The 13,028-nt window shown below is 60.9% G+C and carries 12 protein-coding genes; 4 read left to right on the forward strand and 8 right to left on the reverse strand.

All coding sequences use genetic code 11. The features are described 5' to 3' along the window. Positions 1 to 59: 59 nt before the first annotated feature. Positions 60 to 1,025 (reverse strand): quinone oxidoreductase family protein, encoded by a 966-nt coding sequence (locus EV130_RS24630; RefSeq protein ID WP_132661810.1) that lies wholly within the window; start codon positions 1,023 to 1,025, stop codon positions 60 to 62. A gap of 93 nt (positions 1,026 to 1,118) precedes the next feature. On the opposite strand from EV130_RS24630, the gene EV130_RS24635 reads away from it, so the two are divergent. Continuing rightward, positions 1,119 to 1,967 (forward strand): LysR family transcriptional regulator, encoded by an 849-nt coding sequence (locus EV130_RS24635; protein ID WP_132661812.1) that lies wholly within the window; start codon positions 1,119 to 1,121, stop codon positions 1,965 to 1,967. A 200-nt stretch (positions 1,968 to 2,167) separates the two neighbouring features. Here the strand turns inward: EV130_RS24635 and guaD are convergent, their stop codons facing one another. Both guaD and EV130_RS24645 read right to left on the reverse strand, forming a co-directional pair. After that, positions 2,168 to 3,484, reverse strand: a complete 1,317-nt coding sequence (gene guaD / locus EV130_RS24640; protein WP_132661814.1) for a guanine deaminase — start codon at positions 3,482 to 3,484, stop codon at positions 2,168 to 2,170. Next, on the reverse strand, positions 3,481 to 4,719 hold the full coding sequence (locus EV130_RS24645; RefSeq protein WP_132661816.1) for a urate hydroxylase PuuD: 1,239 nt from the start codon (positions 4,717 to 4,719) through the stop codon (positions 3,481 to 3,483). Before EV130_RS24645 ends, guaD begins: the two co-directional genes overlap by 4 nt. Positions 4,720 to 4,986: 267 nt before the next feature. Between EV130_RS24645 and EV130_RS24650 the strand changes: the two genes are divergently transcribed. After that, positions 4,987 to 5,427 carry a hypothetical protein gene (locus tag EV130_RS24650; protein WP_132553180.1) on the forward strand — a complete coding sequence of 147 codons (441 nt, stop codon included), beginning with the start codon at positions 4,987 to 4,989 and terminating at the stop codon, positions 5,425 to 5,427. A 48-nt stretch (positions 5,428 to 5,475) separates the two neighbouring features. Beyond that, entirely contained in the window at positions 5,476 to 5,808 is a 333-nt protein-coding gene (locus EV130_RS24655; RefSeq protein ID WP_022714113.1) for a hypothetical protein, read from the forward strand. A 7-nt stretch (positions 5,809 to 5,815) separates the two neighbouring features. Here the strand turns inward: EV130_RS24655 and EV130_RS24660 are convergent, their stop codons facing one another. Next, positions 5,816 to 6,712, reverse strand: coding sequence for a LysR substrate-binding domain-containing protein (locus EV130_RS24660; protein ID WP_081377085.1), 897 nt, complete (start codon positions 6,710 to 6,712; stop codon positions 5,816 to 5,818). A gap of 102 nt (positions 6,713 to 6,814) precedes the next feature. On the opposite strand from EV130_RS24660, the gene EV130_RS24665 reads away from it, so the two are divergent. Beyond that, positions 6,815 to 7,018 carry a hypothetical protein gene (locus EV130_RS24665; RefSeq protein ID WP_132661818.1) on the forward strand — a complete coding sequence of 68 codons (204 nt, stop codon included), beginning with the start codon at positions 6,815 to 6,817 and terminating at the stop codon, positions 7,016 to 7,018. On the opposite strand, the gene xdhC is transcribed toward EV130_RS24665, so the two are convergent. From xdhC to EV130_RS24685, 4 genes are all read right to left on the reverse strand, one after another. Then, positions 6,994 to 7,806 carry a xanthine dehydrogenase accessory protein XdhC gene (xdhC, locus tag EV130_RS24670; protein WP_132661820.1) on the reverse strand — a complete coding sequence of 271 codons (813 nt, stop codon included), beginning with the start codon at positions 7,804 to 7,806 and terminating at the stop codon, positions 6,994 to 6,996. The genes EV130_RS24665 and xdhC overlap by 25 nt on opposite strands. A gap of 236 nt (positions 7,807 to 8,042) precedes the next feature. Then, the gene (gene xdhB, locus EV130_RS24675; protein WP_132661822.1) at positions 8,043 to 10,382 is read right to left on the reverse strand and encodes a xanthine dehydrogenase molybdopterin binding subunit; all 2,340 of its coding nucleotides are present in this window, start codon (positions 10,380 to 10,382) and stop codon (positions 8,043 to 8,045) included. Between the two features lie 289 nt (positions 10,383 to 10,671). After that, positions 10,672 to 12,138: a xanthine dehydrogenase small subunit gene (gene xdhA, locus EV130_RS24680; RefSeq protein ID WP_132661824.1), complete on the reverse strand. Its 1,467-nt coding sequence runs from the start codon at positions 12,136 to 12,138 to the stop codon at positions 10,672 to 10,674. A gap of 28 nt (positions 12,139 to 12,166) precedes the next feature. Beyond that, the gene (locus EV130_RS24685) at positions 12,167 to 12,943 is read right to left on the reverse strand and encodes a 3-hydroxybutyrate dehydrogenase (RefSeq protein WP_132661826.1); all 777 of its coding nucleotides are present in this window, start codon (positions 12,941 to 12,943) and stop codon (positions 12,167 to 12,169) included. Positions 12,944 to 13,028 lie beyond the last annotated feature (85 nt).

Consider the following 13,028-nt stretch of genomic DNA (forward strand, 5'->3'; position numbering starts at 1 on the left):
CTGGATAGTGCCGTGGCCCTTACCATGATTTTCAAGCTGTTGGGTAACTCTTTCGTCGCCTACGGAACAAGAATAAGACTGCCCGCAGCACGTCCTTCTTCGAGGATTTGCTGCGCCTTAGCGGCGTCGGGCAAAGCATATTCTCCGGCAATCGTTGCGGTGACGCCGGAACGCATAATCTCGACCACGGCTTTGGCCGCCCTCGTGTAGTTGTCGAGGTCGGCGACATAGGCGATGACGCTCGGATGAGCGAGAGATTTCCCCGGGCGCAGCTCCTCGACGGCGACAGGCGGTATCGGGCCGCCGGCCTGACCGATTGTCGCGGCGACGCCGAATGGCCGCAAGCATTGAATGGTCTTGGACAGCATGCTGCCGCCGATGCCGTCATAGGCGGCATGAACGCCGCAGCCTCCAGTCAGCCGCTTCACTTCTCCAACGACATCTGCATCGCGCCCGATGATCAGGTGGTCGGCGCCATGCTTGCGGGCGAGCACTGCCTTTTGCGCCGAACTGACGGTCCCGATGACTGTTGCTCCGAGATGCTTTGCCCATTGCACTAAAATGGAGCCGAGCCCGCCGGCTGCTGAATGCACGAGAACGATCGCGTCGGGGCCGACCTTGTAGGTCTGCGTCAGCAGCATGTAGGCAGTCATGCCCTTCAGCATCGAGGCCGCGGCGAGGCGTGATGGAATCTCGTCCGGAAGGCGGATGGCGCGCGCGGCGGGGAGCAGGCGCGTTGCGGCATAGGCGCCGGGCGTGCCGGCATAGGCAACGCGGTCACCCGGTTTCAGTTCGACGGCGCCGGTACCAACAGCCTCTACGATCCCCGCGCCCTCGACGCCTAGGACTGCCGGATAGGCCGTCAAGGGATAGATGCCCTTCCGATGGTAGATATCGACGAAATTCATGCCGATCGCTTCGTGCCTGATGCGGATCTCGTCGGGACCAGGCTGCTGCGGCGTGTGCTCCATGACCTGCAGTTGCTCTATGCCGCCCGGCGCCTGAAGTGTAACGATCTTGTCCATGACTTTGCTCCGATTTGCTCGCGGCAATCATGACCGATGGCTTGTTGATCGGAAATTCCCTATTCTTTGTCAGTTGATGGGAAAAAATGAACAATGTTCGATTGGGACAATCTTCGCTATTTTGCCGCCCTGGCGCAGTCTGGAACTTTGCTCGGGGCTGCCCGATCGCTCGACGTGGAACATGCGACGGTTGCCCGCCGCGTCGCCGGCCTGGAGGCGCAGATAGGCGTGAAGCTCGTCGACCGGCGGGGGCGACGCATCTCGCTGACGGCAGAGGGGCAACGGGTCGCGGCGATGGCCGAGCGAATGGCTGAGGAGGCGCGGGCGATCGAACGCGTGAGCCTTGCTGCCGGAAACAGGCTTGCCGGCGATGTCAAGATAAGTGCACCGCCGACGGCTGCGGCCGCGCTGCTTGCGGGGCCGCTCGTCGAGCTCCGGCGCAATCATCCGGACATCGGCATAACGATTGTCGGCGAGACGCGATACGCCTCGCTGGACCGGCGGGAGGCGGACATCGCGGTTCGCATGACGAAGCCGGAACAGGGCGACTTTATCGTCAGCAAGCTCGGCGACGTGACTTTTGGCTTCTATGCGGCGCCAGCTTATCTGGCTTCCGTGCCGGAAAAGGACTGGAACTTCATCGCCTACGACGAAACGATGTCGAGCTCGCCGCAGTCAACTCGGCTGCTCGAGGTGGCGAATGGCCGAAAACAATCCATCAGGGCCAGGACCCTCGAGTTCCAGCTCTCCGCCGCGAGAGCCGGCGGCGGTGTCGCCCTCCTGCCAAATTTCCTTCTTGTCGGCTTGGATGACCTCGTCGAGGCCGTCCGGGAGCCCAAGCCGCTCACGCGCGAAGTCTGGCTTGTGGTTCACTCTGACATCAGGAATGTCCCGGTCATCCGCGCAGTGATTGAGGCTTTGAAGCAAAGCTGGTCTTATTGATATCCATGCCGCCCTTGTTGGCATCGATCGGCTGGAACAAATGTTAGCTCGTGGGGGCGGTGGATCATGACAAGCGAAAGGGATCGCCTGCGATCGAGAATTTCCGCCACGCGTTCGGAGCGTCCAACAGCGGTTGTGGGCCAAGCTTCCTGCTGTTGCATGCGGAATGGAAGGGCAGCGATTCGGTCGGGTAACGCGCCTCATAAGACAGTGAGATTGCTTTTCGCTGCTTCGCCCGCCACATAAGTCTCCGCGACCGCCCGGTCGTCCCCCATCGTCTGCAGCAGGAAGAGTTCGTCCGGCAGCGTCCTCACCACGTCCATCTTCAATGCCATGGCAGGCGTTGCCGCGGCGTTGAGGACGACGAGATCGGCGTCCGTGCCTTCCTCCAGGGTGCCTATGCTATCGGCGAGCGAGAGCGCCTCGGCGTTGCCGAGCGTCATGTAATAATAGCTTTCGAGCGGGTTGAGCCGCTCGCCGAGGAGCTGCTGGATCTTATAGGCTTCGTCCATGGTGCGCAGCATCGAAAAGCTGGAGCCGCCGCCGATGTCGGTGGCAACGCCGATCCTGACGGGTTTTTCGCGGCGCGCCAGTGCCCTCAACGGAAAGAGGCCCGAGCCGAGGAACAGGTTCGAGGTCGGACAATGGACTGCAACCGAACCGGCTTCGCTCATGGCATCTGCCTCGCGTTCGGAAAGGTGAATGCAGTGGCCGAAGAGGCTCTTAGGGCCCAGCAGGCCGTAGCGGGCGTAGATATCGGTATAGTCGATCGCGTCCGGATAGAGCTCGCAGGCCAAAGAGATCTCGTCGTGGTTTTCCGAAAGATGCGTCTGGATGTGCAGGTCCGGAAATTCGTGGGCGAGGGCCTGGGACGCCTCCATCTGCTGAGGCGTCGAGGTTATGGCGAAGCGCGGCGTGATGGCAACGTGGTTTCGGCCCTTGCCGTGCCAGTCGGCAATCACCTGGCGCGTTTCGTCATAGCCCATCTCGGGTGTGTCGAGCAGGCCCTGGGGCGCATTGCGATCCATCATCACCTTGCCGCCGACCATGCGCATGTTGCGGCGCATGGCTTCCGAGAAGTAGGCGTCGGCGGAGGACTTATGGACGGAGCAATAGGCGGCAGCCGTCGTCGTGCCGTGGCGGGCCAGTTCGTCGTAGAAATGCGTCGCGATCTTTTCAGCATGCGCAGTTTCGACGAAGCGGCATTCTTCCGGGAAGGTGTAGGTGTTCAGCCATTCGAGCAGGTTGGCTGCGTAGGAGGCGATCACCTGCATCTGCGGAAAATGCAGATGCGTGTCGATGAAGCCCGGCATAATCAGATATGGGCGATGGTCGATCTCGACCGCATCTGCCGGTGCCTTCTTCCTGATGTCAAAATAGGCCCCGATCGCCGTGATCTTGCCTTCCTCGATCAACAGGCCGCCGTCGCTCTCGTAGCGGTAGCTGTCCGTATCGGTGAGGCTGAGGGGCGCGCGCCTAAACGAGAGCAGCCGCCCGCGCAGGAGTTTCTTCGTCATTGCTGTTTGCCTTCGACTGCGCTTTCGAACCACGCGACGAGCAGCTTTCGCTCGTCCGACGTGATCTCCGTCACGTTGCCGGGCGGCATGGCATGGCTGCGGCCTGCCTGTATATAGATTTCACGTGCATGGGCAGCGATTTGCGCGTCGTTTTCGAAGATGACCCCGTTCGGGGGTCGGGCAATGCCCTCGTAGACCGGTTCGGCGGCATGGCACATCGCACAGCGTGTGCCGATCAGCTCCTTGACCGCACGGAAGTGGGGATCACCCGCAAACTGCTGGAAGGCCGGCGCGACGGCAGCCGTTTCGCTGCCACCGGTCAGCACCCTAGGCACCGTCGAAAGCCACATGATGAGGATGAAAAGGACGACAGACACGAGCCAGGTCCAGGTCGGGCGCCCCTTGCGTGCGTGTGTCGTGTTGAACCAGTGGCGGATGGTGACGCCCATCAGGAAGACGAGGGCTGCGATCACCCAGTTGAAGGCGGTGCCGAAGGCCAGCGGATAGTGGTTCGACAGCATGAAGAAGATGACCGGCAGCGTCAGATAGTTGTTGTGTAGCGAGCGCTGCTTGGCGACAACGCCATATTTCGGATCCGGCGTGCGTCCGGCGATAAGGTCGGCGACGACGATCTTCTGGTTCGGGATGATGATCAAGAAGACGTTGGCCGACATGATCGTCGCGGTGAAGGCGCCGAGATGCAGGAAGGCGGCGCGGCCGGTGAAGAGCTGCGTATAGCCCCAGGCCATGAAGACGATGACGCCATAGAGCACCGCCATCAGTCCCCAGGTGTTTTTGCCGAGCAGCGACTTGCAGAGCAGGTCGTAGACGATCCAGCCGATGGCCAGCGAGGCGAGCGAGATCAGGATCGCCACAGGCGCGCTGATGTCGAGTATATGGCGGTCAATGAGGAAGAGGTCGGCTCCGCCATAGTAGACGATGCAGAGCATCAGGAAGCCGGAGAGCCAGGTGAAGTAGCTTTCGTATTTGAACCAGGTCAGATGCTCCGGCATCTGGGCCGGCGCCACCAGATACTTCTGGATCTGATAGAAGCCGCCGCCATGCACCTGCCATTCCTCGCCATAGGCGCCAGGCGGAAGATGAGGACGCTTCACCAGCCCGAGATCAAGCGCGATGAAATAGAAGGACGAGCCGATCCAGGCGATCGCGGTGATGACGTGAAACCAGCGTGTCGCAAAAGCAAGCCACTCCCACGCTATGGCGTATTCATACATTCAGTTCCCCTGTCTTCCTCCGACTCGCCACATTGCAGAAAGTTGATGCGGGAGGGAAGGGGAAAGACGTCAGCCGCCTGCTTTGCCGCGGAGCATGTGGAGGCAATCGTTGCCCTCGATTGTTGTAACGGCAGCGGATTTGCCGTGGGCACAATTCATTGCTTTGAAATTTCCTGGCAGTTCAGTCGCTGATCCGCAGCCGGGGCTCGTGATCGGCCGAGCGTCTCGAACGGATAACATCGATCTTCGACTCCTGGAGAAGGACGATTGCCCGCTGCCGTCGTCACCCAGGTGTCCGGTGACGACGGGTTGTCCATTCGTATGGTCACGACCAGTCACCATTTCGTGAAGTCCGTCTTTGATCAGAACCAGGACCACAAACGTAGCCAAACTGCCCTGCGATGTCAGATCGACGGAGTGTGGCTCACCAGGTCGAAGTCCCTGAAAAATCGACGGTATCTTAATACTCAGTACGCCCCGGTCGCGACTAAGGCTGCCGCCGAGAGCACTGGAATTGCCGCGACGTATTTCCACACGACAAGCCTCAATTCGGTCTCCGTCAGCATGGATTATGTGACCCGTGAGGTCATTGAAGTTGCGGGCTGTCTGCAGCAGCACGTATGGTTTGAATATATTGCACCGCAACATTTAGTGATCCTTGAAATGTCACGACTCGGTTACAATTACCATTATGGGCCGCCAGGATGAGGTGGAAACCGCATTGAGGCGGCGCATTCATCGACGGAGAAGATGCCCATGCGCAGCATTCTGGCAGGTGTGATGATTGCGTTCGCGTCGAGTGTAAGTGCCCACGACGCGCCAGCAGGTTGGTCTTACGAACCCTTCTGTTGCAACGGCGACAACCATACTGGCGATTGCCAGATGATCCCTTCGAAAAGCGTCAAGGTGACGCCCAGAGGGTATCGGGTGACGCTGTTGCCGGGCGACCACCGGCTGGTGACGCGGGCGCATGTATTCATGCTGCCGATGACGAAGGCGATGCAATCGGGCGACGGTGAATATCACCTCTGCCTGTTCCCGAACGAGGACACGCCGCGCTGCTTTTACGCGCCGGAAATGGGCTATTGAACGCAATTCATAGAGCTTGCGCGTCCATCTCGCCGATGATCCAGTTCCGGAAGGCTCGGATCTTCGGCACATTTCTTCGGCTTTCCGGATAGGCGAGCCAGTAGTCGGCGCCGTCGTAGCAGACGAGGTCGAAGGGCTGGCACAGCCGGCCGGCGGCAAGATCGTCCGAATAAAATTCCGGCGTCAGGATCGCAACGCCTTGACCGGCAATTGCGGCACTTGCTTCAAAGGACTGCGCACCGAGCCTTGAACGGGGACGACCGGAAAGATCGGGATTTTCTACGCCAGCCTCGGTGAACCACTGCAGCCACCAAGGGTCTCCGGCATCGATCAGCCGCAGCTTCAGCAGGTCGGCCGGTGAATGGATGCCGCCGATCGACTGAGCCAATGCGGGTGCCAGCATCGGCGTAAACATCACCTTCATCAGCATATGGGAACGCAGGCCCGGCCAGTTGCCTTTGCCGCTGCGAATTGCAAGGTCGGCAGCCTCGCGGGAAAAATCGATCAGCGTGTCTGACGTTTTCAATCTTACGGCAATGCTCGGATATTTCAGGTGGAACGATCCGATATGTCTCGCCAGCCACTGCGCCGCAAAGGTCGGGGTCGAGTGGATAAGCAGCATTTCTTCTGCTGCGGCGCTGACGGAGGCAACCGCTTCGCTCAGGATGGCAAAACCTTCCGTCACCCTCGGCGCCAGCCGTTCGCCGGTATCCGTCAGGCTGATCTGGCGCGGGCGGCGCAGGAAGAGCGGCTCGCCGATATTCTCCTCCAGTAGCTTTACCTGATAACTCACAGCCGTCTGCGTCATGCCGAGCTCTTCGCCCGCCTTGGTGAAGCTGCCGAGCCGCGCCACGGCCTCAAAGACGCGCAGCGCATTCAGCGGGAACTGTTTCGACAGCTTCATGGATAAGTTCTCTTTATGCACCTAGACGGTTGTTCAATTGGAATTGCAGCATTTTCAGCGGCAATCTGCAAGTCATAGCATCAGTTGAACAAAGGTGATGTCATGGATTGCCATGCTGTCGAAGAAAGCACAAATCTCGTCAATCTCTCGCTTGTGTCCCTTATTTCAGGCGTAGCAGGCTGGGCGTATGGCAAGGTATTCCACCCGTCGAGGCTCGATCTTGACCGCATTCCGGATCGAATGAAGCGCGATCTTGGCTTCCTGGACGGGCGCGATCCCCGTTACGAGAGCGATTTCTGCCGATAGGCGGAAAGCGCCGTCAGTATTTCGGCAGCGGTCATGGCGGCGATCACTTCCGGCCGCTTGTCCCTGACCGCCAAGCCGCCGATCGGCAGGGTGAGGCGGTCGAGAAAGTTGCGCTCGCCGCCTTCGCGCGAAAGCCAGCTTGCAAAGGTCGCCCGTTTCGTGGCCGAGCCGATCATGCCGATATAGGCAAGATCGGTTCTCGAAAGCGCCTCGCGGGCGATCAGAAAGTCCAGCGCATGGTCGTGCGTCAGGATGACGACGGCGGAGCCCGCGGGAATCTCCTTCAGCAGTGCTTCCGGTATCGGCGTAAGGCGCGTCTTTGTCTCCGGCGGCAGATTCGCAAGTTCTTGCTTGCGCGTCTCGACCACTGTCACCAAGAGCGGCAGCGGCGCAAGTGCGGCCGCAAGCCCATGCCCGACATGGCCTGCGCCGAAAATATAGACCTCCGGCATGCCCGCCGCTTCTTCGGCCTGGCGTTCTTTCAGCTCCTTCATCAGGTCATCCGTCACCCGCCGGAACCGCAACTCGGCACGCCCGCCGCAGCATTGCCCGATCTCCGGCCCGAGCGGAATTTCCAGGGTCGCCCTGCCGCTGCCCCTAAGCAGGTCTCGTGCATTGCGGATGGCCATGAACTCCAACTGTCCGCCGCCGATCGTGCCCCAGGTGGCATTTTCCGCGACGAGCATGAAGGTGCCGGCTTCGCGAGGCGTGGAGCCTCGGGTTTCGACAATGTCGATGAGGATGATGGCAGGGTGAACGGACGCGAAGGAGAGGAAAGAGGACGTCATGGCGCGAAGGCACCCCGCTTTGTCCCTGACACTTCCCGCAAAGAAGGGAAGATTGATATGACGCGCGCTTGCCGCAAACCAACGGGCGCATTACCAATGCCTGCCGATTGCACGGAGCCGGGGCTTCTTGGCGATCTCTCCCATTGTGGGAGAGATGGCCCGCAAGACAAGGCGGGATAAAGCCTGCGCCCCCGCTCATTCACCTTGGCTTGAGGCATCAGGAAGCCGGCCACTCTTCACACCCGCTTCATCCGCTCCACCGCCATCAGGACCCGCTCCGGCGTCGCCGGGGCGTCGAGCCGTGGGCAGACCTTGTAGTCGGCGACGCTGGCCACCGCCATCGAGAGTGCTTCGAGCACGGAGATCGCCAGCATGAGCGGCGGTTCCCCGACGGCCTTCGAGCGACCGATGGTGGGCTCGGCGTTCTCCGACCAATCGACGAGACGGACGTCAAAGACCTTCGGCCGGTCGGAGGCAAGGGGGATCTTATAGGTCGAGGGGGCATGGGTGCGCAGCCGGCCCTTTTCGTCCCACCACAGTTCTTCCGTCGTCAGCCAGCCCATCCCCTGCACGAAGCCACCTTCCACTTGGCCGATGTCGATCGCCGGGTTCAGCGAGCGGCCGACGTCGTGCAGGATATCGGTGCGGTCGATAAGGTACTCGCCGGTCAATGTGTCGATCGACACTTCGCTGCATGCGGCGCCATAGGCGAAATAATAAAATGGCGTGCCGCGCCCTGCTGCACGATCCCAGTGGATTTTCGGAGTCTTGTAGAAGCCCGCTGCCGACAGCTGCACGCGGGCGAAATAGGCCTGTTTGATGAAATCGGGGAAGGGTACTTCCGTCTCGCCGACGCGCACCCGGTTCGGCAGGAAGACGATTTCCGCCGGATCGACGCTCCATTTGTCTGCGGCGAAGGCAACAAGGCGTTCCTTGATCTGCCGCGCAGCGTCATAGGCGGCCATGCCGTTCAGGTCGGAACCCGAGGAGGCGGCGGTCGCCGACGTGTTCGGAACCTTGCCGGTGGTCGTTGCGGTGATCTTCACGCGGTCGATGTCGACCTGGAAGCTGTCGGACAGAACCTGCGCCACCTTGGTATAAAGGCCCTGGCCCATCTCGGTGCCGCCGTGGTTCAGATGGATCGAGCCGTCCTGGTAGATATGCACCAGCGCGCCCGCCTGGTTGAAGGCGGTCATGGTGAAGGAAATGCCGAATTTCACCGGCGTCAGCGCAATGCCCTTGCGGATGTAGCGGCTGTCGCGGTTGAAGGCGATCACGGCATTGCGGCGGGCCTGGTAGTCGGCGCTCTCCTCCAATTCCTCGACGATGCGCAGGATGATGTTGTCTTCGATTTCCTGGTGGTAGGGCGTCGTCGTGCGGCCGGAACCCGGCTGACCGTAGAAGTTCAGCTTGCGGATTTCGAGCGGGTCCTTGCCAATCGCATAAGCGATCTCTTCGATGAAGCGCTCGCCTCCCAACATGCCCTGCGGCCCGCCGAAACCGCGGAAGGCCGTGTTCGAGGCGGTATGCGTCTTCAGCGGTATAGAGGTCAAATGCACATGCGGATAGAAATAGCTGGAATCGGCATGAAAGAGGGCGCGGTCCGTCACCGGGCCGGACAGGTCCGACGAGAAGCCGCAGCGCGCCGCGTAGGTGGCGTCGACGGCATGTATGCGACCTTCATCGTCGAAGGCGAGTTCGTAATCCACCAGGAAGTCGTGCCGCTTGCCGGTGGCACGCATGTCTTCGTCGCGGTCGGGGCGGAATTTAACGGCACGTTTAAGCTTCTTGGCGGCGATGGCGGCAAGCGCTGCAAACTGGTTGCCCTGCGTCTCCTTGCCGCCGAACCCGCCGCCCATGCGGCGCACATTCACGGTGACGGCATTCGAGGGAATGTTCAGCACATGGCCGACGATATGCTGGATTTCGCTCGGATGCTGCGTGGAGGACCAGACGGTCACCTCGTCGTCCTCGCCAGGGATCGCCATGGCGATTTGGCCTTCGAGGTAAAAATGCTCCTGCCCTCCGATGCGCATTTGGCCTTTCAGTCGGTGCGGGGCATTGTCCATCTCGGCCTTGGCGTCGCCGCGCCGCAGCGTCATCGGCGCAATGACGAGCGGAGCGCCGTTTTCGAGCGCGCCGTCGATATCGCTAAAGTGCGGCAGATCGCGATACTCGATCTTCGCCTTCCGTGCGGCCATGCGTGCTGCATCGCGGGTCTCGGCAATCACGGCAAAGACCGGCTGGCCGTCGAACTCGACCTCGGTTTCGGCAAGCAGCGGCTCGTCATGGCTTCCGTTTGAACTGACATCGTTGACGCCCGGCACGTCCTTGCCGGTGAAGACCCAGACGACGCCAGGGTGCCTTCGGACTTCGGAGAGATCCATGCTGAGGATCTCGGCATGGGCGCGGTCGGACATACCGAGCGCGCCATGCAGCAGACCCGTCGGCTCTGGAATGTCGTCGATATAATCGGCAGTTCCGGTGACATGCTTATGCGCTGAATCATGCTTCAGCGCGCTGTGCATGGGACCGCTGATGACGACCTTGGCGGTGTCGAAGGTGGATTTATCCATCAGATGGCTCCTCCGAGTTGCCCTGCACTGGCGTTTGGTGTCGGCTGCTCCTCATCAACTGGGCTGGCTGGTGAGAGGAAGGTGGCTGCACAGAGCCGGCCATCCCCGTGGCGACCTGGCCGCTCAGGTGTGGATGCTTGGCTCAAGCCTGAGCGTGACGGAATCCGCAGACAAGGCGGCGGCAAACGATGCGCTGCCCTGTGACTTGGCGCATCTTTTCTTTCCCTCGTTCCTGTGCCTGTCAAAGGGATAGAAGAGCCTTCCTTTGCGAAGGAATTGATGATCGTCATCACGACACCCCCTCGAACCGCTTCAATTCCACCGGCGTTCCGACCGTTTCCAGGTAGAAGCGCCTCAGCAGGTTCTTTGCCGTCAGTTGTCGGTATTCGGCGGTGGCGCGCCAGTCGGTCAGTGGCTGGAAATCGGCGTCGAAGGCCTCGCGTGCCCTGTCGACGGTTTCTTCGTTCCACGGCTTGCCGATGAGATCGGATTCGACGGTGCGGGCGCGCTTGGGTGTTGCGGCCATGCCGCCGAAGGCGATGCGGATGTCGTTGACGTCGCCTGCCTCATCGAGTGTCAGATAGAAGGCGCCGAGCACGGCGGTGATGTCCTCGTCGCGGCGTTTGGTGATCTTGTAGACCGCGAACTGGCTGCCGGCGGCCGGGTAAGGCATGAAGACACTCTCGACGAATTCACCGGGTTTGCGGTCCTGTTTGCCGTAATCGATGAAATAGTCCTCGAGCCGCAGCATGCGCGTGCCCGTTGCCGAGCGCAGCTTCAGCGTGGCGCCGAGCGCGATCAAGGGCGGCGGGCTGTCACCGATCGGCGAGCCGTTGGCGATATTGCCGCCGATCGTGCCCATGTTGCGCACCTGCTCGCCGCCGATGCGGTTGATGAGTTTGCCGAGCGTCGGTACCTTTGGCGCGAGGATTTCGAAAGCCTTGGTATAGGTGACGCCCGCGCCGATCGTCACGCCGCCATCCGTGGTCTTGATCGCCTGCAGTTCGTTCAGGTGATTGATGAAGATGGCCGGGGTCAAGGCACGCATCTGCTTCGTCACCCAGAGCCCGACATCGGTGGAACCGGCGACGACGGTCGCCTCAGGTTCGTCGGCCAGAACGCGCGCCAGCGCCTCGACCGAACCGGGAACGATCAGCCGGTCTTGGCCGGAAACAATGGTGATCGTTTCGCGTGTCTGCATCGCCCAGAGCCTGGAGACGATTTCGGAGCGGGTCTTTTCGAGCGGATCAAAGAGCGTACTCGGTCGCACACGGCTGACGGCTTCGGCCGCCTTGACGATCGGCTCGTAACCGGTGCAGCGACAGAGATTGCCCTGAAGCGCCTTTTCGATCGCAGGCCGTGCGGGCTTCTCATCGGAAAGCCATAGGCCGTAGAGCGACATGACGAAGCCAGGCGTGCAGAAACCGCATTGCGAACCATGGTAGTCCACCAGCGCCTGCTGTACCGGATGCAGAGTGCCGTTCCTGGCGGCCAGATGCTCGACGGTGACGACATGCGTGCCGTTCAGCGATCCCAAGAAGCGAATGCAGGCATTGACGGTTTCATAGAAGAGCTTGCCGTCGAGCAGCCGCCCGACGAGCACCGTGCAGGCGCCGCAATCACCCTCGGCGCATCCTTCCTTCGTGCCGGTCAGCCGGCGCCTCAACCGCAGAAAATCGAGAAGCGTCTCGGCGGGGTGGACATCGCTCAGCGTGATGTCTTCGCCGTTGAGGATGAAGCGGATGCTGTCTTTCATGTTGTTCCTTGTTCTTGTTTTGAAATGGTTATGCCGCGGTCCAGCCCCCGTCAATCGAGATGTGGGTGCCGGTCACCTGCCTCGCGTCGTCGCTGGCGAGGTAGACTGCCATGGCCCCGATCTCCTCGGCCTTGACGAATTCGCGCGTCGGCTGGGCCTTGAGGATGACCTCGGTCTTCACCTGTTCCTCCGTCATCCCGCGGGCCCTGGCGGTATCCGGGATCTGCCTTTCGACCAGCGGCGTCAGCACATAGCCGGGGCAGATAGCGTTCACCGTCACGCCGAATTCGGCAAGTTCGAGTGCCGCTGTCTTCGTCAGGCCTAATATACCATGTTTTGCGGCCACATAGGCGGATTTGAAAGGCGAGGCGACGAGGCCGTGCGCCGAGGCGATATTGATGATGCGGCCATGCTTCTTCGCCTTCATCTGCGGGATGGCAGCGCGCATCGTGTGAAACGAGCTCGACAGGTTGATGGCGATGATCTGGTCCCATTTGTCGATCGGGAAATCCTCGATCTTCTCGACATGCTGGATGCCGGCATTGTTGACGAGCACGTCGACGGTGCCGAAGGTCTTCGCCGCCGTGGCGATCAGGTCTGCGATCTCCGCCGGTTTCGTCATATCGGCCGGGTGGTAGAGGGCGCTTGCCTGGGAAAGCGATTCAAGTCGCTCCACTATCGCCTTGATTTCGTCGGCCTTTCCGAAGCCGTTGATGACGACATTGTCGCCCTTACCGGCAAAGGCGGTGGCGATCGCAAGCCCAATGCCGCTGGTGGATCCGGTGACGACAACGGTTCTCTTCATGCTGTTGTGCTCCCTATGGCTTGTTTTCGCGACGCAACATCGCGAAGGTTATGCCCAAAGCGGCGCGTCTGGCAATCGCGCGCAG

Origin of the sequence: Rhizobium azibense, assembly GCF_004342325.1 — a bacterium.
Lineage (GTDB): Bacteria > Pseudomonadota > Alphaproteobacteria > Rhizobiales > Rhizobiaceae > Rhizobium > Rhizobium etli_B.